The sequence below is a fragment of the Robertmurraya sp. FSL R5-0851 genome, from assembly GCF_038002965.1.
GTDB classification, from domain to species: domain Bacteria; phylum Bacillota; class Bacilli; order Bacillales; family Cytobacillaceae; genus Robertmurraya_A; species Robertmurraya_A beringensis.
The window spans coordinates 220,695-243,587 of record NZ_JBBOOE010000001.1; the positions used below are offsets into that span (position 1 = coordinate 220,695).

The 22,893-nt window shown below is 40.5% G+C and carries 22 protein-coding genes and 1 riboswitch; of the genes, 18 read left to right on the forward strand and 4 right to left on the reverse strand.

Annotated features, from left to right (window positions below):
* Positions 1-159: 159 nt before the first annotated feature.
* On the forward strand, positions 160-924 hold the full coding sequence (locus tag MKX65_RS01200) for a hypothetical protein (protein WP_340901838.1): 765 nt from the start codon (positions 160-162) through the stop codon (positions 922-924).
* 72 nt (positions 925-996) lie between these two features.
* On the opposite strand, the gene MKX65_RS01205 is transcribed toward MKX65_RS01200, so the two are convergent.
* On the reverse strand, positions 997-2,571 hold the full coding sequence (locus MKX65_RS01205) for an aminotransferase class V-fold PLP-dependent enzyme (protein WP_340901839.1): 1,575 nt from the start codon (positions 2,569-2,571) through the stop codon (positions 997-999).
* Between the two features lie 210 nt (positions 2,572-2,781).
* Entirely contained in the window at positions 2,782-3,339 is a 558-nt protein-coding gene (locus MKX65_RS01210) for a glycerol-3-phosphate acyltransferase (RefSeq protein WP_340901840.1), read from the reverse strand.
* Between the two features lie 208 nt (positions 3,340-3,547).
* Positions 3,548-3,734: riboswitch (cobalamin riboswitch) on the forward strand.
* Positions 3,735-3,877: 143 nt separating this feature from the next.
* On the opposite strand from MKX65_RS01210, the gene MKX65_RS01215 reads away from it, so the two are divergent.
* The 10 genes from MKX65_RS01215 to MKX65_RS01260 all read left to right on the forward strand — a co-directional run bounded on the left by MKX65_RS01215 (position 3,878) and on the right by MKX65_RS01260 (position 13,640).
* On the forward strand, positions 3,878-4,849 hold the full coding sequence (locus MKX65_RS01215; RefSeq protein ID WP_160549036.1) for a helical backbone metal receptor: 972 nt from the start codon (positions 3,878-3,880) through the stop codon (positions 4,847-4,849).
* Positions 4,812-5,873 (forward strand): FecCD family ABC transporter permease, encoded by a 1,062-nt coding sequence (locus MKX65_RS01220; protein WP_340901842.1) that lies wholly within the window; start codon positions 4,812-4,814, stop codon positions 5,871-5,873. The genes MKX65_RS01215 and MKX65_RS01220 overlap by 38 nt, the downstream gene beginning before the upstream one ends.
* 1 nt (position 5,874) lies before the next feature.
* Positions 5,875-7,353 carry an adenosylcobinamide amidohydrolase gene (locus MKX65_RS01225; RefSeq protein WP_340901844.1) on the forward strand — a complete coding sequence of 493 codons (1,479 nt, stop codon included), beginning with the start codon at positions 5,875-5,877 and terminating at the stop codon, positions 7,351-7,353.
* A gap of 38 nt (positions 7,354-7,391) precedes the next feature.
* The gene (gene cobS, locus MKX65_RS01230) at positions 7,392-8,177 is read left to right on the forward strand and encodes an adenosylcobinamide-GDP ribazoletransferase (RefSeq protein WP_340906128.1); all 786 of its coding nucleotides are present in this window, start codon (positions 7,392-7,394) and stop codon (positions 8,175-8,177) included.
* The gene (locus MKX65_RS01235; RefSeq protein WP_340901845.1) at positions 8,126-8,722 is read left to right on the forward strand and encodes a histidine phosphatase family protein; all 597 of its coding nucleotides are present in this window, start codon (positions 8,126-8,128) and stop codon (positions 8,720-8,722) included. The genes cobS and MKX65_RS01235 overlap by 52 nt, the downstream gene beginning before the upstream one ends.
* Before the next feature lie 16 nt (positions 8,723-8,738).
* The gene (locus MKX65_RS01240) at positions 8,739-9,302 is read left to right on the forward strand and encodes a cob(I)yrinic acid a,c-diamide adenosyltransferase (protein ID WP_340901846.1); all 564 of its coding nucleotides are present in this window, start codon (positions 8,739-8,741) and stop codon (positions 9,300-9,302) included.
* Between the two features lie 27 nt (positions 9,303-9,329).
* Positions 9,330-9,713 (forward strand): VOC family protein, encoded by a 384-nt coding sequence (locus tag MKX65_RS01245; RefSeq protein ID WP_340901847.1) that lies wholly within the window; start codon positions 9,330-9,332, stop codon positions 9,711-9,713.
* 122 nt (positions 9,714-9,835) lie between these two features.
* Positions 9,836-10,924, forward strand: coding sequence for a D-alanyl-D-alanine carboxypeptidase family protein (locus MKX65_RS01250; protein ID WP_340901848.1), 1,089 nt, complete (start codon positions 9,836-9,838; stop codon positions 10,922-10,924).
* Positions 10,925-11,126: 202 nt separating this feature from the next.
* Positions 11,127-12,200: a D-alanine--D-alanine ligase gene (locus MKX65_RS01255; RefSeq protein ID WP_340901850.1), complete on the forward strand. Its 1,074-nt coding sequence runs from the start codon at positions 11,127-11,129 to the stop codon at positions 12,198-12,200.
* Between the two features lie 63 nt (positions 12,201-12,263).
* Positions 12,264-13,640, forward strand: coding sequence for a UDP-N-acetylmuramoyl-tripeptide--D-alanyl-D-alanine ligase (locus MKX65_RS01260; protein ID WP_340901852.1), 1,377 nt, complete (start codon positions 12,264-12,266; stop codon positions 13,638-13,640).
* Positions 13,641-13,681: 41 nt separating this feature from the next.
* On the opposite strand, the gene MKX65_RS01265 is transcribed toward MKX65_RS01260, so the two are convergent.
* Positions 13,682-14,515, reverse strand: coding sequence for a Cof-type HAD-IIB family hydrolase (locus MKX65_RS01265; protein ID WP_340901854.1), 834 nt, complete (start codon positions 14,513-14,515; stop codon positions 13,682-13,684).
* Between the two features lie 210 nt (positions 14,516-14,725).
* On the opposite strand from MKX65_RS01265, the gene MKX65_RS01270 reads away from it, so the two are divergent.
* From MKX65_RS01270 to MKX65_RS01290, 5 genes are all read left to right on the forward strand, one after another.
* Positions 14,726-15,418, forward strand: a complete 693-nt coding sequence (locus MKX65_RS01270; protein WP_340901856.1) for an alpha/beta hydrolase — start codon at positions 14,726-14,728, stop codon at positions 15,416-15,418.
* A gap of 340 nt (positions 15,419-15,758) precedes the next feature.
* Entirely contained in the window at positions 15,759-17,243 is a 1,485-nt protein-coding gene (locus MKX65_RS01275) for a DEAD/DEAH box helicase (RefSeq protein WP_340901857.1), read from the forward strand.
* 236 nt (positions 17,244-17,479) lie between these two features.
* Positions 17,480-18,442, forward strand: a complete 963-nt coding sequence (uvsE, locus tag MKX65_RS01280; RefSeq protein WP_160549394.1) for a UV DNA damage repair endonuclease UvsE — start codon at positions 17,480-17,482, stop codon at positions 18,440-18,442.
* A gap of 71 nt (positions 18,443-18,513) precedes the next feature.
* Positions 18,514-18,990, forward strand: coding sequence for a PH domain-containing protein (locus MKX65_RS01285; protein WP_160549393.1), 477 nt, complete (start codon positions 18,514-18,516; stop codon positions 18,988-18,990).
* Complete coding sequence (locus MKX65_RS01290) at positions 18,983-20,446, forward strand: PH domain-containing protein (protein ID WP_160549392.1); 1,464 nt, start codon at positions 18,983-18,985, stop codon at positions 20,444-20,446. The genes MKX65_RS01285 and MKX65_RS01290 overlap by 8 nt, the downstream gene beginning before the upstream one ends.
* An 8-nt stretch (positions 20,447-20,454) precedes the next feature.
* Here the strand turns inward: MKX65_RS01290 and MKX65_RS01295 are convergent, their stop codons facing one another.
* Entirely contained in the window at positions 20,455-21,177 is a 723-nt protein-coding gene (locus MKX65_RS01295) for a rhomboid family intramembrane serine protease (protein ID WP_160549391.1), read from the reverse strand.
* 122 nt (positions 21,178-21,299) lie between these two features.
* Between MKX65_RS01295 and acpS the strand changes: the two genes are divergently transcribed.
* Positions 21,300-21,656, forward strand: a complete 357-nt coding sequence (acpS, locus tag MKX65_RS01300) for a holo-ACP synthase (protein WP_160549390.1) — start codon at positions 21,300-21,302, stop codon at positions 21,654-21,656.
* Positions 21,657-21,826: 170 nt separating this feature from the next.
* Complete coding sequence (locus MKX65_RS01305) at positions 21,827-22,843, forward strand: LolA family protein (RefSeq protein WP_160549389.1); 1,017 nt, start codon at positions 21,827-21,829, stop codon at positions 22,841-22,843.
* Positions 22,844-22,893 lie beyond the last annotated feature (50 nt).

Consider the following 22,893-nt stretch of genomic DNA (forward strand, 5'->3'; position numbering starts at 1 on the left):
AAGTTTGTGAATTGTTAAGATTGTGCTTGAATTATATAGTGCTTATACAATAGTATAGTTTTATTTAGAAGAACAGTGCGGGAAATTCATCGAAACTTTTTTATACGTTCATTCGTCATAACTAAGGGAGATATTACTATTATTGTGGAGGTTTACTAGGTGAAAAAAAGCAATCAGGAGAAACGCGATCTTCTCTACATATTCCTTAATGAAAGTGAACAATATGTTCTTACACACGGGATTGAATTTAAAGAGTTTGCTCGGTCTCTTTCCGATTCTTTGAATCATCTTTTGTTGATTAAGCATGCCTACGAATCGGGGGAGTTTAATCGTCACACTTTACTAGAATACGTCCCTAAAGAGAAATTGCATCGGCTTATGGGTGACGATGTACATGGGTATGGAGATTTTTGCTGGGTGGATTTCGAGGAGCTTGAAGGAGTAAATGCCTTATCTGGCGAGGAAATTGCCGAGCTGCTTTATATGGGGCATATGAAGGAGCAACTCAAGCAGCCATTTAATCGTCATCTGAGAAATAGATATGGTTATTTTGCTCATGATGATGGATGGTGGAATAAGGTCTATTACCGGACGTTAACCGATTTTTATCGGCTACTATCCGATTTAGTTCCTGAGAAGTTAAATGAGTTCAAACCAGAAAAGGGTATTTTAGGGCTGAAAAAAAAGAGGGATTACCCTCCGATGGATATTGAACTTTCTCTTTCGTTGAAACCATTGATGAAAGAGGGAATCTTATTATCTTTTAAAGATGCGGTTCAAAGCAGAACGAAGATCGAAGTACCTATTTGGGTGATCGGCGACTACATGAATATGGATGATATGTTCGAGGAGTACGAAAAACTGTCAAAAACCAAATTCGACGCCACCCTTACCTTCGACAAGAAAACAAAGCAATGGCAGTAAAAACGGTGTCAGACACCCTTCGTGGACAAATTGGGTTGATTTGTCCGCGTGGGGTGGACACTCGTGGTTTTATTATGATTGATAGTATGTAACTAGTTCTTTAAACTGGGATAGCATGCGCTGTGTCTCTTTCTCCTCAATATTGCTAATAGGAGAGATTTGAACCCAGTTATTATTTTTCAGATACGCACTTTCGTAGTGTAGTAAATAGCCATTCATCTCCATATCCTCTCCGATAAAGGTTGAGGGTATTTTTGATGGAAATGGAATCGTCATAATGGCCGGACAGGAATGCTCTAACTTAGATAGAACAGGAATGCCATGAGATTCGAGAAACTCGCGAATGTATAAATATTGACGAACAATTCTTTCGAAAGGTTGGTCCTCTTCATAGATTTCAAGTGCTTGGTGAAGAGCGGAAATAAGATTAGATGAATGGGTAAAGGGGACTCCGTCGTTCTCAATATACCATCCGAGATCCAGATAGCTTGGAATCGATTCATCCTTTTTTATGTAATGCTGGTGAAACACAATGGAAAGACCTGAATACGAGCCCAGTGCTTTCCCGCTAACTCCTGAGGCAAGATAGATATTTGAGAGATTCACAGGGCTAGCTCCTATGGAACTAATAGCATCAAGGCAGATCTTTATATCTTTTTCTGCGCAAGCCTCCCTCATATCAGCTAAAGAGTTGAGAACACCAGTCGATGTTTCGCAATGGGTAAACCAGATCCACTCAGGGTTATGCTTTTGGATAACCTCCTTTATTTCTTTCAAAGTAAATGATGTTCCCCACGGTATTTCATAACTTTCAAAAGATAAGCCAGCACGGATGGCGTGACCTTGCAGTCGCTTTCCAAACTCCCCGTTAATAAAAATGACTCCATTCGAAAGTTTTTTCAACTGCATGGCGATGACTTCATTCGCAAGCGTTCCAGATCCAAGAAGAAGCTGGCAATTGGCAGCTTTGGTTAACCTCAAAAGCTTTTCCTTTACAGAATTAAATAATGTTAGAAAGGCTTTAGAGCGATGAGAGATGGGTGGACTCATAAGCGCTTTGGTCACATCATCTGCTACCATAATGGGTCCGGGTATAAACCGTCTAGAAGAAATCCCTATGCGTGAAGAGACTTGTTTTTCAAAGGTGTCTCTAGTGATATACATCGGATGAAATTGTGCCTCTTCTGTTCCAACTGGATCATGAAACACGGTGAAGCCGAGTTGTGTGTACAGCTTTGTTTGTCTGGTCGTTCCTGAGATAACGGCTGCGTCGTACCCTTGCTTGATACAGTAGTTGGCTAATAATTGGGAAAGGCCTAGAAACACTCTTCCGTTCCGATTTTTTGCATCAACTGCGAGGAGGCGGATTTCGCATAAAAGATGAGCTTGAAAGGGAAGATGATCTTCTACTGGACCAATTTTTTTATCAATGGAAAAAGGTCGCTTGTCTCGAACCGCAATCATTCCAATGAGCTGTTTGTTTTTTAAGCAAATGAGGTACGTATTTTCTGCATGAAAAGGGTCAACTCTTCTTTCTGTATCAGACTTTGGATGCTGTGGGATCTCTTCGACAAAGGTACGATAATTTAGCTTATGAATTTGCTCCATTTCTTCTTCGCTTCTTGCAATTTTAAAAAGCAAGCCCATTTGGTTTCCCCCTATATTCTTTCTTTTATATTGGCTGTTTTCGTAAAGTTTGTTGTTTTGGAAAAATCCAGAAGCCGGATTTTTCCCCGCATAACGCTGAGTTTATTGGTCTATTTGGAGAGTAGCTCTTTTCTAAGGAGGATAAAATCCTGATTGGCTGCTGAAACATATAGTTTAATTCTGAAAAAGTGTTTATATAGCAACAATGTTTTAGAAAAGAGCCTTTATATTTGTTCGATGAGCAAAAAGAATCGTGATTATGGTGAGTGCAATTATGCCGACGCCGGTGTATGTATAAGACTCAATAAAGAAATAGATTGGAAGAATGCATAGGCTTAGCAGACCAGACATTGTAAAACTTCGGGAAAAAGGATATGTGATGGCGAAGCTAACGAGTATGACCACGATTACGGTCGGTTCAAAAGTAATGATTCCTCCGAGAAAGCTAGAGATTCCTTTTCCGCCCTTAAAGGAAAGGGTGATGGGCCAAATATGTCCTACAAGGACTAGTAGAAATCCTGCTAATTGAATTTCCTCTGAAAAGCCTAGCATTCTGCCAAGAAGGATAGCTGCCGCTCCTTTAGACGCATCTCCTAAAAAGGTAGCGACAAAGGCCGTCTTATTTAAACTTCGCCCGATATTACGAGCACCCACGTTTCCACTGCCGACCTTCCGAATATCCATCCTTCCAAACAGTCTTCCAATAATGTATCCAAACATGATGCATCCAATGAAGTAGGATAAGAAGAAATAGACCACTACTACCATAGACATGACCTCCGCGCTATGTTGTATATATTCCATATTATGCTAAGCAAAACCTCTTCACAATAAGAAGTTACTGTCCGCCCCAGGTGGACAAAACAGGGTGAAGTGTCCACGGACGGTGTCTGACACCTTTTTGACACCTTTTTGTTAAAAAGGGTTGCGTTTTTTGGGCTTGGTTGGTGTATAATCAGACGTAGCAGAAAATTTCATAATTCGACTAGTAGTAGGTGTTTTCATGATTGAAGACTTAAAAAGGAAGTTGGTGAAATTCCAACGCGGTCCCGCCACTGTAAATGGGAGCAAGCTGCAAGTATACCACTGTACATTATATGTATGGGAAGGTGTAGCAAGCAATGACCATAAGCCAGGAAACTCGCCTATTGCTATACACCGAATTTCCTACGAGGATAGGAGTGGTGTGGCAGACCCTTACCTATTATTTTATTTCTAATCAGTGTAAAACGTCTATCATACCAACATCTTCCTGCCTTTGTAGGAAGATGTTTTTTATTTTTTACATTATACAGGGGGAAAGAACATGCGCCAAAAGTTTTACGCACTATTTGCATTACTCGTACTATCACTAGGGATTCTTGCTGGTTGTGGGAGCACAACGGAAAACACAGAAGAAAACCAAAACACAGAAGGTCAAACGGAAAAAGCGGAAAAAGCGGCCTTTCCAGTTACGATCAAAGATGCATTAGATAATGAAGTAGTAATAGAGGAAGAACCAGCATCAATCATTTCTCTAATTCCTAGTAACACGGAAATTATTTACGAATTGGGACTAGGAGATAAAGTTGTGGGGTTAACAACAAATGATACGTACCCAGAAGAAACAGCAGAGGTTGAAAAAGTAGGAGATTTCAATGTAGATATTGAAAAAGTTATTGCACTTAATCCAGATTTAGTGTTAGCACACGAATCTTCAGCAGCCTCTTCTGAAGCTGGTTTTCAGCAAATGAGGGATGCAGGTATCAAGGTGTTCATCGTAAATGATGCCGTTAATTTTGAAGATGTCTACGATACAATTGGTATAATCGGTCAACTGACAGGAACAACAGAAGAAGCAGAAGCGTTAACTGCTGACATGAAAGCTAAAATTGAAGAAATTAAAGAAAAAGCAGCTACAGTGACAGAAAAGAAAAAGGTATATATTGAAATATCTCCAGCTCCAGATATCTATTCAGTTGGTAAAAACACATTCATGGATGTCATGCTACAAACCATAAATGCAGAAAATGCAACGGGAGATCTTGAGGGCTGGCCAAGCATTGACCAAGAATCTATCCTTGAACGTAATCCCGATGTCATTATTGCTACTTATAATTACATTGAAGACCCTGTAGGTCAGCTAATGGCAAGAGAAGGTTGGGCGGATGTAAGTGCGATCAAAAATAAGCAGGTGGTTGATGTTAATCCAGATCTTGTTAACAGACCAGGTCCAAGGGTCGTTGAAGGGGTAGAGGAACTTGCAAAAGCCGTATATCCGGAAGTATTTAATAACTAATCGAATAGTAGCCTACACCATGGGAGCCTCGTTTCTCCTATTGGCTATTGTACTAGGTATCTCACTAGGAACCGTGAAAGTTCCGATCTTAAGTACGATTCAAATCTTACTTGCACAAATCTTTCCATTTATATCACTAGATGGAGTTGACCAAATGTATGTAAACATTGTATCGAATATCCGTCTGCCAAGAGTCATCTTAGCAGGACTTGTTGGAGCAGCTCTAGCGATTGCTGGAGCTGCCTTTCAAGGTTTACTCAGAAATCCACTGGCAGACCCCTATACATTAGGCGTATCCTCAGGTGCTTCGGTTGGAGCAGTTGTTACCTTGTTTTTTCAACTGTCACTTCCAGTCATTGGGGCATTCACCCTTCCTGTTCTCAGTATTTTGTTCTCTTTTATCACTATTTTCCTCGTATTAGGTTTTGCACAAAAAATAGAGCGATCGATGCGAGTGGAGACGATTATCTTAACAGGAATCATTTTTAGCTCCTTTCTTGGAGCCCTTATCTCATTAATGATTGCCTTAACAGGTGAGGAGTTACGTCAAATTATTGGATGGTTACTAGGTAGCGTTTCTATGAGAGGCTGGGTATACATAAAAATTATTCTCCCATTCTTCCTAATAGGTTCAGCCATCTTAATTTTCAACGGTAAAGAATTAAATGCGATGTCGTTTGGAGAGGAAAGAGCCCATCATCTGGGAGTAAATGTCCAACGAAGAAAGCATATCATCTTGATGGCGGGGTCCATGTTAACAGGAAGTGCAGTAGCGGTTTCAGGTACGATTGGTTTTGTTGGATTGGTGATTCCACATTTAGCAAGAATGCTTTGGGGACCAGATCATAAACATCTCCTCCCGTTATCGATTCTTACAGGCAGTGCCTTTTTAATATTAGCGGACTTAGTATCAAGGACGATCATTGCTCCTATTGAGCTTCCAATTGGGGTGATCACCGCTCTGGTCGGAGCACCTGTCTTTGCGGTCATCCTACTTAAAACAAGAGCAGAAAGAAGTGGTTAACATGCTTCACATTCAGCATGTCAGTGGTGGTTACGCAGGACATTCAATCGTAAAAGATATTTCCTTTGAAGTGAATAAAGGCGAGATGCTTGGTATTCTAGGACCGAATGGAAGCGGAAAAACCACGCTTCTAAAAATAATTAGTGGAATTTTGCCCGCTTCTGAAGGAACCATTTCATTTGATGGAAATAAGCTTTCAGATTATTCTCCCAAGGAACTTGCTAAGTTGATTGCGGTGCTGCCTCAGCATGCGGCAGATCCTTTTTCCTACACGGTAAAAGAAACGATATCGCTTGGACGTTATGCCCATCAAAGAGGCTGGTTTCATAGCTGGAGCATAGAAGATGAGGAAACGGTCCTGCGAGTTATGGAGCAAACGGGAACTTTGAGCCTTCAAGACCGAAATATTCAAGATCTCTCTGGTGGAGAGAGACAAAGGGTTTACTTAGCTCAGGCACTCGCCCAGGAACCACGTATCCTTCTACTTGATGAGCCGACCAACCACTTAGATTTAAGCTATCAAAAAGAGTTGTTTGATCTGTTGAAAAAGTGGTCAAAGGAATGTGAACTAATGGTCGTTTCCATTTTCCATGATCTCAATTTAGCGGGATTATACTGTGACAGACTTCTGCTCCTTCATGAGGGGAAGATTGTGATAGAAGATACTCCAAATGAAGTGTTAAAACAAGAACGAATTCAAACCGTTTACCATACGAAAATTGCCAAACAGCCTCATCCAAAGGTTCCCGTTCCACAAATGGTGTTATTGCCTGAGTGGGAAAATGAACAGATTGAAGAGATCTATCAAGTTGACCCATCAGTGATTCAGGCTTCATCAGAAAGAATTGTAGTAAAAACGGAGCAACCATTAAAAACAATGAGCTCTGGTGTGATTGGTTCGGGAACGGGCTGGTATCAGAACTTTGTTAATCGCCATGTAGACAAAACCTATAATTGTAGTGACCATAAACAAGAAATGGCCCACTATTTAGAAAGAAATGGCTTCCTTCCAGGGGAAACGGTTGGAATGATGACTGCTGTTAAGCTTGAAGATGTCTCTTATAAGCTTTATATAGATGGCAATGTTTCCATTTTTGTAGTCGTGACGGCAGGTGTTGGAAATGCCATAGACGCATCTGTTATGGATCGAGAAGTGTTTGATTATAAGCCTGGTACAATCAACACTTGGATCTTCGTGAATGGAGAATTATCGGAGGAAGCATTTATTCAATCCATCATGACCGCAACGGAAGTAAAAGTGAAGGTGTTGCAAAATGAAGAGGTGCTTGACTTAAACACTGGGACACTTGCCACAGGTACCTCAACGGATAGCATCTTAATTGCAGCTACCCAAAAAGGGACATCCATTGAATATGCAGGCTCCTTTACTCAGCTAGGTAGATTAATTAGCCGAGGAGTCTTCGAATGTACAACGGAAGCCATTCGGAAATCTAGATTGAGAAAAGAAGGCATGAGTTAATCTCATTAAAAATTGGTCCTGGAGGAAGAGCTGTGAAAATGGTCCGTGCATTTCTATTGAACTTGCAATTTTTTACCTCCATTCCTGTTAACATGAACTTGCCAATGGATGCCACGCATATGAAGCGTGCGGTTGGCATGTTCCCGTTATTAGGAATTTTACAAGGAGGCATGTATTCAGTCCTTCTTTTCATCTTAATAGAGTGGACCCCGTTATCGACAGTCGCCATTGCTTTTATCTTATGGTTGGCATGGATCTTCTTTACAGGAGGTCTTCATCTAGACGGTTGGATGGATGCAAGCGATGCATTCTTTTCCTATCGCGACAAGGAAAAACGATTAGAAATTATGAGCGATCCTCGAACAGGAGCATTTGGTGTGTTATCTGCTATTGTGCTGTTAAGTGGTCGCTATTTGTTTTTATATGAAATCACGAGTTTTGCCCATTCTTACACGTATATCGTCATCCTGTTCATTCCTTTTTTCAGTAGGGGAGTGATGGGTGCGTTATTAGTCCTTGCTCCACTTGCAAAGAATGAGGGACTGGCCGCATTTTTTAGAGAAAGATTGAGTAAGATTTCTTTACTCAGTTATCCTTTCTATTGTATGGTCGTGTTAATAGGATTAAGCCTTTTCATGCCAGCGCTTACTCCCTCGTTCCTCTTGTTATTAGCAAGTGCTTTTTTATGTTTTTTATTTATTCAAAAAAAATCAGTTCACTGGTTTGGGGGAATAACCGGAGATGTATTGGGAGCATCTGCAGAAGGGACGGAATGGCTGCTATGGATGATTGTGTGGCTCTGGCATTATGCAGGCATGGCTTAACAGAGGCAAATAAAAAACAAGCCTATTTAGGGTGGACGGATTCTCCTTTATGCCATCAACCCTCCCCGCTAGTAACGACGTATGAAGGGTTTTTTACGAGCGATTTAGGCCGTTGTATTACCACCTTACAAGCATTCTTTCCTGAGGTAAAACCCATTCAATTGAGCGAGCTAAGAGAGATGCATTTTGGTGATTTTGAGGGTTGCACCTATGAGGACTTAAAGGATCTTGAAGAGTATAATCAATGGCTCAATCATTACAAAGAAGCGACCACACCGAATGGCGAAAGTTTTCAGCAGTTTGTAAAAAGAGTTGATCGTGGTTGGGACAAGATGATTTCGGAAGTGAAACATAATCATTGGACACGTTCGTTTGTTGTCACGCATGCAGGTGTCATAAGGCATTTATTAGCTAGGTTTGCACCAGACGAACGAGCATACTGGGACTGGAATGTGTCCCATGATTTTTATTATGAATTACTATTTTCGAAAAAAGCCTTTGAAAAGGGAGAACGAGCCTTTTCACTAGAGAAAGTATCCATTTAAAGGGGATGATGAGCAAATGAAGATTTATACCAAGACGGGAGACAAAGGGCAAACGAGTATCATCGGTGGTAGAGTGGATAAGGATGATATCCGAGTAGAGGCATATGGAACGATTGATGAAGTAAATTGCTTTGTTGGACAAGCAGCTGCTGAGCTAAATGCGGATGTTTTTGCGGATGTTCTTGCTGACTTGGAGAAAATTCAGCATGAGTTATTTGACTGCGGAGGAGATTTAGCCAATGTAACGGCCAAGCGTGTTCCGAAACTTACTGAGGAAGCGGTTCAGTACTTGGAGCAAAGAATCGATGTGTATACCGAGGAAGCGCCACCACTTGAACGATTTATTTTACCTGGAGGTACAAAGGCTTCTGCTACGATTCATATTGCTCGTACCGTTGCTCGTCGCGCTGAGCGTCTAATTGTCAGTTTATCAAAGGCAGATTCAACGACCCCAAGTGTTTGCTTACAGTATGTAAACCGTCTCTCAGATTACTTTTTTGCTCTAGCGAGAGTAATAAATTTTCGTTTAGGTGTCAAAGATGTGGAATATGTAAGAAGTGCGAAGGTGTTTCGAAATTAGTTAAAGTAGGGGAGAGGAGAAAAGTCTATGGAAGTTAAGCTTGGATATGTCATTTTGTACGTGGACAGCTTAGAAAAAACAAAGCAATTTTATGGAGAACTACTTGGGTTAAAGCTACGTAATGAGTTTGGTTCCTACATTGAATATGAAACGGGCTCAACGATCTTAAGTATGAATACAAGGGCAGGCGGAAGAGAAGTGACTGAATTGCCTATTCCAGATGGTATTCAAAGAAGTCATACGTTTGAATTAGGCTTTGTGACGGAGGATGTTGAGAGGCTTGTGGACCGGCTTCGTCACGCAGGAGTACCGGTATTACTTGAACCAACAGAGAAACCATGGGGCCAAAAGGTTGCTTATGTCGAAGATCCAGACGGGCATTATATTGAAATATGCACTCCTATTCCTTAAAAGAGAAATCGATCCTTTTTGTTACGAAGGGTCGATTTTTTTGTTTTTTTAATGGATTAAGAATATAAACACCTTCAAACTCAAAAAATAACCCTTGCTACTGATGTTAGAAAGGGGATAGAATGAGACACTTAAAATGGATACTCGTATTTCTTTTACTTTTGTCAACGGTGACTACTGTTCCAACAAAAAGCCATGCCATTGCTGCAAAGGGGGCTATATTAATGGAGCAAGAATCAGGACGAGTATTATTTGAAAGAGATGCTCATACGCCAATGCGTATTGCAAGTATCACTAAGATTATGACGGCTACTTTAGCGATTGAATCTGGGAAAATGAATGAGATGGTGACGATCAGTAAAAAGGCATCTGTCACGGAAGGGTCCTCTCTCTATCTACAACCTGGAGATAAAATAAAACTAGAAGACCTTGTGTATGGATTAATGCTCCGCTCTGGAAATGACGCAGCTGTGGCCATTGCAGAACATGTGGGGGGAAGCCTAGACAAGTTCGTGAAAATGATGAATAAAAAGGCGAAAGAAATTGGCATGACCAAAACGGTATTTGCAAACCCGCATGGCTTAGATGACCATGAAAATCATTATTCTACCGCCTATGACATGGCCTTGCTCACAAAATATGCTATGCAAAATGAACAGTACCGTAAAATTTCAGGAACAAAGGAATATCATTGCAAAAGTTTAAATCGTTCGATCGGAACTTGGTTTAATAAAAATAAGCTTCTTACGATTTTGTACCCATATTCAACAGGCGGAAAAACAGGCTACACCATTCGAGCGAAACGCACTCTTGTATCAACGGCAGAAAAGGATGGTTTGAAATTGATTGTTGTCACCATCAATGACCGACAAGATTGGAAAGACCATATGTCCCTGTTTAATATGGCTTTTCAAAAATATGAGAGAGTAGAGGTTGTTAGCCAAGAGAAATTTGCCTCCTTCCAAGGCTCTTACTTAGGTGGGGTGGTACCGGAACAAGAAATCGTCTACCCAATGACAAAAGAGGAAAAAGAAAGTGTTGAAGTCACATTCAAGCCATCTAAACAAAGAGGATTACGTAAAGGAAAAGTAGGCGAGCTTAAAGTATTTGTTTTAGGAAAAGAAATCGGAAAAACGGATCTACTAGGAGAAGATCTTCCGAGATCAGAGAAGGAAAACAATGACTCCTGGTTGAAAAGACTTTTTCGCTAAGTGATATAGATGAAGACGCATGAATTTATGCGTCTTTTTCATTTGGTAATAGGAAAAAGGTTGTGAAGCAAGCTACTAATAACATACTTATAGAACGAAGGGCTTAGGGAAAAAAACTACATAAATGCACAGAAGTACGGTTCCTTTCTTAAAATAGATAGTGGTAAAATAGTAAAGGCAATGATTATATGGAGGTACGTTTATGAAAACGAAGTTAGGGTTACTATACGGTGGAAAATCTGCTGAACATAAAGTGTCGTTACAAACAGCATTAGCAGTCATTAATGCGCTTGATCATAGCAAGTTTGAAATACATCCTATTTATATAACGGAAAAAGGTAGCTGGGTAAGTGGGGGGCTATTAACTGGTCCGGTTGAAACGGTAAAAGAATTAATTTTTACAGAAGGTGATGCACTCCCACCAACTTCTTTAACACCTGCATTATCAAACAAAGGGGAAGAAGCTGGCTATGATGTTATTTTCCCACTTCTTCATGGTCCGAACGGAGAAGATGGAACCGTACAAGGATTACTAGAACTGTTAAACCTTCCGTATGTAGGAAATGGTGTACTCTCTTCTTCTGTAGGAATGGATAAAGTTTTAATGAAAAATGTGTTTGCACAAGCTGGTTTGCCACAGGTGAATTATGTCTCTTTTATCCGCAGCAGTTTTGAACAAAACACCGAAGAGGCTTATAATCAGGTAGAAGCAGCGCTTGGCTATCCTTGCTTTGTCAAACCAGCAAACCTTGGATCTAGCGTTGGAATTAGCAAATGTTCCAACCGTGAGGAACTTGCGCTAGCATGTAAAGAAGCCTTCCAATTTGATCGTAAAATCATTATTGAACAAGGTGTGACAGCAAGAGAAGTAGAAATTGCTGTATTAGGAAATGATGATCCTGAATGCTCAGTTGCTGGAGAAATTGTCCCTAAGGTTGAATTTTACGATTATAAAGCAAAATACGAAGATGGAAATACAGCTTTAATCATTCCGGCTGAAATTAGTGAGGAAGAGTACAGTCAGTTGAAGGAATTGGCGATAAAGGCTTTCAAAGCACTGGATTGCTCAGGATTAGTTCGTGCCGATTTCTTTTTAACAAAAGATGGGAAGGCATATATTAATGAAGTGAATACAATGCCAGGATTTACACCGTTTAGCATGTTCCCTCTTCTGTGGAAGCATACTGGCTTGGAATATCCCAAGTTAATTGAAAAGCTAGTGGAACTTGCTAAAGAGCGCCACGCGGAAAAGCAAAAAATTAAGTATACGTTTTAATGGAGGCACGGCAAGTAATTGCCGTGTTTTCCTTCATCATCGGAATGAGTAGGAGGTAGCATAGTGATAAAACGAACGATCAAAAAACTAACGAAAATGATGACGGTCATAAATGAAGTGGGTCCGTTTGAACAGGTAGAGATTTCTGGAGTTTCCATTGATTCAAGGAAAATTGATAAGGGGAATTTATTCGTCCCGTTTAAAGGAGCTAATATGGATGGGCACCAATTTGTAGAAGCAGCTATTCAAGATGGTGCAGCAGCCGCACTATGGCAAAAGGATGTACCTAACCCGCCTGTTGGACTTCCGATTCTAATGGTTGAAGATACATTAGAGGCTTTACAGCAGCTTTCACGTAGTTATCGAAATGAGCTTAACGTTAAAGTGGTAGGAATAACCGGTAGTAACGGGAAAACGACAACGAAGGATATGACGGCGAACCTCCTTTCTCTTTCGTATAAAGTACAAAAGACGGAAGGGAATTTTAATAATCATATTGGCCTGCCTTTAACGTTATTAAGATTAGAAGAGGATACGGATATTGCGGTTGTTGAAATGGGAATGAGTGCACTAGGGGAAATTGAGTTTTTATCAAAGCTAGCAAAACCAGATGTGGTGATCGTGACCAATATCGGAGAATCGCATTTACAGGATTTAGGTAGCAGAGAAAATATTGCAAAAGCAAAGCTTGAGATCATCTCAGGAATCAAGGAAAATGGCTTGATTGTTTATAATGGAGACGAGCCACTTCTACGGAAAGGGCTATCAGACTATGTGGGGAGTGCTGAGCTTCAAACATTTGGTCGTTCTAGTGAAAACACCTTATACCCTGTATCAATCGTTCAAAAGGATGACGGCAGTAGGTTTACGATCAATAAGGGGAATGAAGAGTTTCATTTACCGGTACTTGGTACCCATAATATTTTAAATGCTTTAGGGTCCATGCTCATTGCGAACTACTTTGATGTTCCATTTGAAAAGATGAATGAGGGCTTTGCTCAATTGAAACTGACAAGCATGCGAATGGAGCTTGTTTCTGGAGCAAAAGGTGAGAAAATCATCAATGATGCTTATAATGCGAGTCCAACATCCATGAGGGCAGCCGTTGATCTGGTAACTACTCTTTCTGGATATGAAAAAAAGATTCTTGTACTCGGTGATATGCTTGAGCTTGGCCCAAATGAGGAGAATTTCCATTATGAAATAGGGTCAGGTGTGAATAAGGAAGCCATCGATTATGTATTTACATATGGAAAGCTCGGTCAATTCATAGCGGAGGGAGCAAAGTCTGTACTCCCAGAGGATCGAGTAAAAGCTTATGAAAATAAAACGGATTTGATTTCCGAATTAAAGAAATACACGGACACTAAGACTCTTTTGCTTGTGAAAGCATCGAGAGGAATGCGTCTAGAAGAAGTAGTTCATGAGTTGCAGAAATAAATAGAACAAACGTCCCAGGAGTAGTTCCGGGACGTTTGTTTTTATTTAGAAGCTACCTTTACCTTCGAAAGAATAAAATCCTCAACCACTTGAGCAACCCCATCATTGTTGTTTGTGTCGGTTACGTGATTAGCAATTTCTTTAATTGCATCTGGTGCGTTCCCCATCGCGACGCCAAGACCAGCAAATTCAATCATCGTAATATCGTTGTAGCTATCACCGATCGCAATCACTTCTTCAGCCTTTATGCCAAGCTTTTGAGTTAATTGGTGTAGGCTTGTTCCTTTTGTCACGTTCAGAGCGGTAAATTCTAAGAAGAAAGGCTTTGAACGGAACACACTTACTTCCTCTCCGACTTCTTTAACAAGTGTTTGTTCAACATCTACAAGAACATCTGGATGTGCAAGCATCATGGCTTTTACTACAGGCTCTGTGATGGTTGCCTTAAATTGATCAACGATCTGCATAGGAAGCCCTGTAATCGTTGATTCAATATCTGCATACTCGTTAGGCTCTTCGATGACAATGGATTCATCTTTATAAGATAAAATAGCCACACCTTCGCGTCTGCTCAAGTCGTATAAGCGATGAGCCATTTCGCTTGAAATCGAAGAATTAAACATTTCTTCATTGGTTTTTGCGTTTATGATTTTTGAACCGTTAAAGGAAAGTATATAGCTTCCGTATTGATCTAGTTGTAAATCCTTCGCAATAGAAACCATTCCGAATGTTGGTCGGCCAGAAGCCAGAACCACTTTTACCCCAAGCTCTTGCGCGGCCATTAAAGCTTCTTTGTTTCTTTTTGAAAGAGTATGTTCGTCATTGAGCAAAGTATCGTCTAAATCTAACACAATCATTTTGTATGGAAGAGTCATAATAACATCCTTTCTTTAAAGCGTTACTCTATCATCCTACTACATTATGACTCTCACGAATAGCAGAAATCATTGGAGAATAAGTAAAACCAACGGCTAATAAAACCTGATTCCACCCTAAAAGTGTAAAATTACAATAAATAACCCTTTCTTTTACAGAAATAGGGTGTAAAATAGAATTGTAAAGAAATTGGTAAAGGGTGAGAAAAGGTGATTGGTTGTCTATGTATCCATGGTTTTACCGGTGCACCTTTTGAGGTGGAGCCGTTAGTTTCCTTTTTACAAAAACATACAGACTGGCGACTGGTTACACCCACTCTTCCTGGACATGGTGAAACACTAGATCTTAAGGGGGTAGCCTATCATGATTGGCTTCACCACGCTGAAAGAGAATTAAAGTCTCTTTTAGAAACATGCGAAGAAGTGTATGTGATTGGTTTTTCAATGGGGGGAATGATTGCAAGCTATTTAGCGGTTCATTATCCGGTCGATAAGCTGGTTTTATTGAGTGCAGCTGCCTATTATATGAATCCAAAGCAGCTGGCATTAGACATAAAAGAAATGGTAACAGATACGTTTAGAGGCGGTTTGTTGGAAAATGAAATGTTCCTCCGTTACAAACGAAAAATAAAGGAAACACCACTAACAGCGACGATGCAATTTAGACGATTAGTATCTAATGTTAGACCGTTGCTTCCTGAGATTCATATCCCAACCTTTATTGCACAAGGCAATGTCGATGGAATTGTTCCTCCCAAAAGTGCCCGTTTCCTTTTTGAAAGAATCAGCGCGACGGAAAAGAAAATCGTCTTTTATCAGAATGCGAAGCACCTGATTTGCCACTGCGAGGAAAGAAATCAGCTTTTTGAAGAAGTGCTATCGTTTCTTAAAGGGGAGTATTAGGGAGAGACCTATTTCATTGCATTCAGTTCCTTAAGATGGTAAGATAACTTCAAAGTGACAACGAGAAGGACAACTTTCGGACATACTCCACTTGGGGAATGTCTTTTTTCACTTTTATATACTTGTTCACTTTATAGTGATTAAGACGGTTGGGTGTGTTACCCGACTTATAGATGCTAAATTACCTTATACATAGTGAAACTTTTGATTGCTCTTTTAAATAAAGAGTACTTTTTCATAAGATGCCGTATGCAGAGAAAGTTTCACTTCGTCCCCCTTACCTTGGGGAAAGTGGACACGGGATAATATTTTTCGTTACAAAAGGAGATTGGTAACATTGATGACAAAGTTTCAAGATTTAGGTATTAGTCCAGCAACGATGAAGTCGTTAAAGAGAATGGGCTTTGAGGAAGCGACTCCGGTACAAGCACAAACCATTCCACTTAGCTTGGAGAACAAAGACTTGATCGGGCAAGCGCAGACTGGAACAGGAAAAACTGCTGCCTTTGGAATTCCTTTAATCGATAAGATTGATATTGACTCGAATGTGGTTCAAGGAATCGTTATTGCACCAACAAGAGAGTTAGCGATCCAAGTATCTGAAGAGCTATACAAAATTGGCTACGGAAAACGAGCGAGAGTTCTTTCCATTTACGGTGGGCAAGATATCAATAGACAAATTCGCGCGCTGAAAAAATTCCCTCAAATTATTGTTGGAACTCCAGGAAGAGTTCTGGATCACATTAACAGAAAAACGCTTCGCCTTGAAAATGTACATACAGTGATTTTGGATGAGGCAGACGAAATGTTAAACATGGGCTTTATTGAGGATATTGAGTCTATTCTTGCCCAAACTCCAGAGGAGCGTCAAACTCTGTTATTCTCAGCGACGATGCCAGCACCTATTCAACGTATGGCTGAGAAGTTTATGAAGAACCCTGAAGTTGTTAAAGTGAAAGCAAAGGAAATGACTGTTCCTTCCATTGAGCAATTTTACGTAGAGGTTCAGGAAAAGAGTAAGTTTGATATCTTAACGCGCCTATTGAATATTCAAGCGCCAGAGCTTGCAATTGTATTCGGTCGTACAAAGCGTAGAGTTGATGAGCTTTCAGAAGCCTTAAATTTACGTGGGTATATGGCCGAAGGAATTCATGGTGATTTAAGCCAAGCGAAACGTATGTCTGTTTTGAAAAAGTTTAAAGAAGGGTCCATTGATGTGCTAGTGGCAACAGATGTTGCTGCACGTGGACTAGATATTTCTGGTGTTACTCATGTGTACAATTTCGATATTCCACAAGATCCTGAAAGCTATGTACACCGTATTGGTCGTACAGGCCGCGCGGGTAAAACAGGTATGGCGATGACGTTAATTACACCAAGAGAAAAATCATACCTATCAGTGGTAGAAAAAACGATCAAGAGAAAGATGGAGAAAATGGTGCCTCCAACGTTAGATGAGGCATTAGAAGGACAGCAAAAAGCAGCCATCGAAAAAATTCTTCAATCGATCGAATCTGAAAACTTACAATATTACAAGCAGGCGGCAGATGAGCTTCTAGAGCAACAGGATGCATCCACCATCGTGGCAGCGGTTCTCAAAATGTTAACGAAGGAGCCGGATTCAACACCGGTAACGTTAACGGAAGAGAAACCATTACCAATGAAAAAAGACTTCCGTAACAATGATCGCCGTGGGAAATACGACTCTAAAAACAGAAGCAAAGGCTCTTTTAAGCCAAGACAAGGTCAAAGTCAAGGTAATCGCCGTTCGAACCACAGTAGCTCGAACAGAACTGATTCAAGATCAAACAGCTATAATCGTTAAGTGTGTTCAAACCCCTAGCCGGAAAGCTAGGGGTTTTTTATATGACGTTTAAGGCAACTGTTTTGCGGGATTATGCGTCATAAGTGTGTTCTTATGACGTGTAACGCAACCGAAATCCGGCGTACGCGTCATAAAATGATTACTTATGACGTGTACGCATCCGCTTTATCTCATACATACTAAAGCTGAATTGCCACAAACTATGCAAAATATGAAAACGAAGGTGTGAACTGAAAATGATTGTTCGATTGGGGTATGTGGCAATGAGCGTAGAGCTTCAAAACGCTTCTCCATCACAAACAATGACCTTTAAGCAATTTTCGCAAATTCCGGACCGGGAAGCTGCTATTCAAAAGCTAGAGCGAATAGCAAAAAATAATTTAACCAACTGCTTACGACTTCTTAAGCATAATGTAGCAAATGAGATCCATTTCTTTCGCTTTAGTTCCAAACTGATTCCGCTTGCTAATCATGAGCAGTTGTCTGACTGGAAGTATATGAGACCGTTAAAAGAAATATTGCAAGAAATCGGCCACTATTTACAAGAGCATCCGATCCGTGTTGATTTTCATCCGGATCATTTTGTCCTGTTGAATTCGAAGAGTACCGATATATTAAACAATTCGATAAAGACTCTTGCGATGCATGAAGCATTGCTCAAAGGGATGGGAATTGACCCAGAGCATCGTTGTGTTATGCATGTAGGCGGTGCATATGAGGATAAAGAAAAAGCACTTGAGCAATTTATTCATAACTGGGCTTATGTGCCTGCCTCAATCCAGCGGATGATTATGCTTGAAAATGATGACACGAGCTTTCATCTCGAACATACGTTGTACCTATGTGAAAAGTTAGGGATTCCTATAGTGTTTGACTATCATCATCACTTAGCGAATCATGAGAAACCAGAATGGGAAAAGGAATGGGATCGGGTTGTCTCGACGTGGAATTTGTCCAAGTTACCCATTAAGATGCATATTTCTAGTCCGAAGTCCGAGAAGGAATACCGTTCCCATGCGGATACGATTGATCGAGAGATGTTCTTGCATTTTTTACATACGATTAAAGGTTCTGTTCATGAAATTCATTGTATGATTGAGGCGAAAAAGAAGGATGCTGCACTATTTCAATTAGTGGAAGACTTAAAGGGAGAAAAAAACATCACTTGGTTGGATCAATCGAGTTTTGAAATACAATAATGAAACTTATTTCCTGCTCAAACCGTATGACAAGAAGAAGAGTTACTATGGAGTAGGGGGAGCTTGCAAATATGAATGAACCGCAGAAACGAATTTCAGACAAGGCCCTTTCGGTGTGGCGAATAACAGGAGCAATGACCTCAGTCAGCGTAATGTTGATGGCAGGGGGAGTGATTTGGCTATCCAATGTATTTTCATGGCCTGCTTGGGTTGTAATAGCTGCTGTTGCAGCAATCATTCTTCATGTTTATTTATATGTGTACCTATTTCCTTTATTGCGTTGGAAAAGGTGGCGCTATGAGGTGAGAGAGCAGGAAATTGAACTTCAGCAAGGTGTGTTTGTGGTAAAGAGAACGCTTGTCCCAATGATCAGGGTGCAACATGTTGATACAAGACAAGGACCGCTTTTGAAAAAATACGGACTTGCTACTGTGGATGTATCTACAGCGGCAACCGTACACGAAATTCCTGCGCTTCCGATGGAGGAGGCAGAGGAGCTGCGTCAATTTATTTCAAGATTAGCAAGGGTGGCGGATGAAGATGTCTAATTCGAAGCGACTTCATCCTATAGCGGCAGTCACGAATTTTTTCAAGCAACTTAAAGAGCTAATCGTTCCGTTTGTAGCTTTCTTTGTGTTTGGAACAAAGGCTTCAGAAGGTGATCTTTGGTTTTTTATGGGTTCAATTGTCGTCGTCATTTTGGTACTCGGAATTGGCGTATTAAATTGGCTGCGCTTTTCCTATCGATTGGAAGAAGGGGAGCTGCGAATGGAGTATGGCCTGCTCGTAAGGAAGAAAAGGTATATTCCATTTGATCGCATTCAAAGTCTGGATTTCTCTGAGGGAATCCTTCACCGGCCATTTGGTCTTGTGAAGGTGAAGGTAGAAACAGCTGGACCAAGTGGTGCATCGGATGCGGAGGCGGTTTTAACCGCCATAACAAAGGAAGAAGCGAATCGGATTCAAGAAATTATCGCTCAAGCGAAGAGTAAGCTTGTTGAAGATACTTTGGATATCGAAGTTGAGCGCATAGAAGAACGTGCGGAGGAAAAGGTTATTTATCAAATTTCCTCTAAAGAACTTCTGTTGTTAGCGACTACCTCTGGAGGGGTGGGGGTGGTTCTTTCTGCCATGGTCGCATTTTTGTCTCAACTGGATGATCTGATCCCGTATGAAAGTGCCTATCGAGAAGTAGAGAGGGTGGTTTCAAATGGTATCGTCATCGTATCTGTGCTTGTCTTTATAGGGTTCTTACTCGCTTGGGTGGTCGCATTAGTTGGAACGATGGTGAAATTCGCTCAATTTACGGTGAAGAAAACAGAGAGAGAGATCATCATATCTAGGGGCTTGTTAGAAAAGAGACAAATCACCATTCCGTTGAATCGAATTCAAGCCGTTCGCATTTCTGAAAACATTCTGAGACAGCCCTTTGGACTATGTTCCGTTTATCTTATAAGTGCAGGTGGGTCTGTAAGGAATACAGAGGGATCGAAGGTGCTATTATTACCGGCTGTGAAGAAAGCGCAGGTTGCTCATATCCTTCAGGAGCATCTTCCGATTTTAGCTACAAAGCAGCCATTTAATAAGCCGCCGAAACGTTCGCTTCCAAGGTATTTGTTCCGGGGAGCCTTGATGGTGGTTCCATTGGTGATAACTGCTATAGCCATTTTTAAGCTATGGGGCTTACTGTCAATCATGCTTTTCTTGTTCTCTAGTGCCTGGTCATATGTAATCTATAAAGATGCGGGCTGGAGTATCGAGGGGCAGCAGCTAAATATCCAGTATAGAGGCTTTATTAAGCATACTCTATTTATGAAAAAGAATAATGTTCAATCGGTTTCTTATAAAGAAAGTTTCTTTCAAAGAAGAAAGAATCTAGCTACGATGACAAGTCTCATTAAATCGGGGATGGGAGCCATCGGAGGGACGATTGTTGATATTGAAAAAGAGGAAGCTAGGGAGATTTATCACTGGTATTCTCATAGCCAAAAAGCGCCTTTTTGAGGCGCTTTTTATCTACTTAGTAATCCAATTAGGGCTAAGAAAATGAGCACGGCAAGCATAATGGACGTGGGGCTCCATTTTTTAGGACCGCCCGAGGAATGGAGTGTTCTTTTGGTGATTCTCTGAAAGGAGGAGGTAAGCTCTCTTCCGCGTTCAATGGCAAAGGAGCCAAGAATAAGACCGGCAAGAAGACCGAAAATATGAGCGGTCACATTTACGTTTGCGTTAACGAATGTCATAATCACACCTATTACGACAATGGCTAACACCACCTGTGTGTTTTCACGAGAAAGCATTTCCTTCCGAAAAAAGATCATCGCTAAGTAAATGCCAAACAATCCAAAAATGGCTCCACTTGACCCGACATGTGTGTAGGTTAATGGTTTTAAAAATAAGGTAGCAAGATTTGCGAGAATTCCTGTTGATAAATAAAGGGTGATAAAGCTTTTTCTACCAAGGATATGCTCGAGACCTGGACCAAACAACACAAGGGAAAAGCTGTTAAATAGAAGATGTGGAAACCCACTATGAAGGAAGATAGGAGTCACCAACCTCCAAAGTTCCCCTTCCATAATATAAAGATTTACACCAGCTAACCTTTCAAAAATCAGACCACCCGGAAAGAAGGGAAGAACAATAAGCAAGTACAAAACAATATGAATAAAGACAATACCGGTTATAATGGGGTAATAACGGGTAAAATCTTTGAAGCTCTCCGTTCGGATAAACATAAGAACCCTCCAATGTATTCATTTTTACTATCATAACTGTTTCATATCTATAATACACGTGATTACAATACAGTTTGTACACAATATGCTTCGTAATCATTTTTTAGAAGGAGGTGCTACGTTTGATTTCGGGAATAGGTATTGATATCGTTGAGCTTTCTCGAATTGAGGAGCTCAGTGCAAGGCAAAGTAAGTTTGTCGATCGAATTTTAACACCTAGAGAAAAAGATAAATATCATACATATCATGGGAAAAGGAAAACGGAATACTTAGCAGGGCGTTTCGCTGCAAAGGAAGCCTTTTCTAAAGCAGTTGGAACGGGTATTGGTGAAAGTTTATCATTTTTGGATATCGAAATTCAGTCGAATGAAAAAGGGCAGCCAATGATTATAAAACCCTTTAGTCAAGGTGTATACCTATCCATTTCACATAGTAAAGAGTATGCGGTTGCGCAAGTGGTGATTGAAAAAAATAAATAGCTTGTTCCAATCGTTGGACATATTCCCCAAGGTTGTCTCATATATTCATAGTGCAACAGAAGAGCGGGGGATGGCGGCGAGTTTCTTTAGCGGTTACTAAAACCGTAAGAGTTCATATCCTTCCCTCACTCTTCTTACTACGAAGAAATGAAACTAAAGGGGTTGAAGGAATGAGGAAGAAATTATTATTGCTATTCGCCGGGCTAATGGCAGTACTTATGTTAGCCGCCTGTGGATCTAAATCACAAGAAGATGTGGTGAAGGATTTAACCGGGAAGGTTGAAAGTTTGAAAGGTTATAAGGCGGATGCCACCATGACTTTGCAAATGGGAACTGAGCCTCAGACGTATGATGTGCAAATTTGGCACAAAGCTCCTACTTACTATCGAGTAAATTTAAAGAATGCTCAAAAAGACCAAAGTCAAATGATTTTACGTAATGATGACGGTGTGTTTGTATTAACACCAGCCCTTAATAAGAGCTTCCGCTTCCAAAGCGATTGGCCGGAAAATAGCAGCCAGGCGTATTTGTATGAATCACTGATTGAAGATATTATTGCTGATAAGGAAGCAAAGTTTAGTGCGACTAAGGAGCATTATGTATTTGAAACAAAGACTAGATATCAAAACAACAAGATGCTGCCTTACCAAGAGATTACGTTTAAAAAGGATTTAACACCAGTTAGCGTAAAAGTAATGGATCCTGACCGAAAGGCATTAGTAACTGTCGAATTTACAAATGTTAAATTTGATGCTAGCTTTGATGCGAAGGATTTTGATATGGCTAAAAATATGACAGGTGCCCAGCTTGAAGTTCCTGTTATGTCAAATGTAAAAGATGAAGCGTTCACGGTGATGTATCCAACAGAAGAGATTGCTGGTGTGGACTTAATCGAAGAAAAAGAAGTGAAAACTGAGAATGGAAAACGTGTGATTTTAACATATGATGGTGAAAAGAGCTTCACGCTTGTACAGGAAAAAGCCATTGTTGCCGAAGCGTCGGTTACATCAACAACAGTTTCTGGTGAACCGATTGACCTTGGTTTCACAATTGGTGCTATGTCAGGAAATACCATTTCATGGACGTATCAAGGGGTAGATTACATGCTTGCCTCCAATGACTTATCCGAAGAAGAAATGGCTATGTTAGCTAGATCGGTTCAAGTGCAAGGGGATATAAGTAAATAATGAATCAACAGGCTTCTCATGATGAAGCCTGTTCTTTTTGTATGGATAAG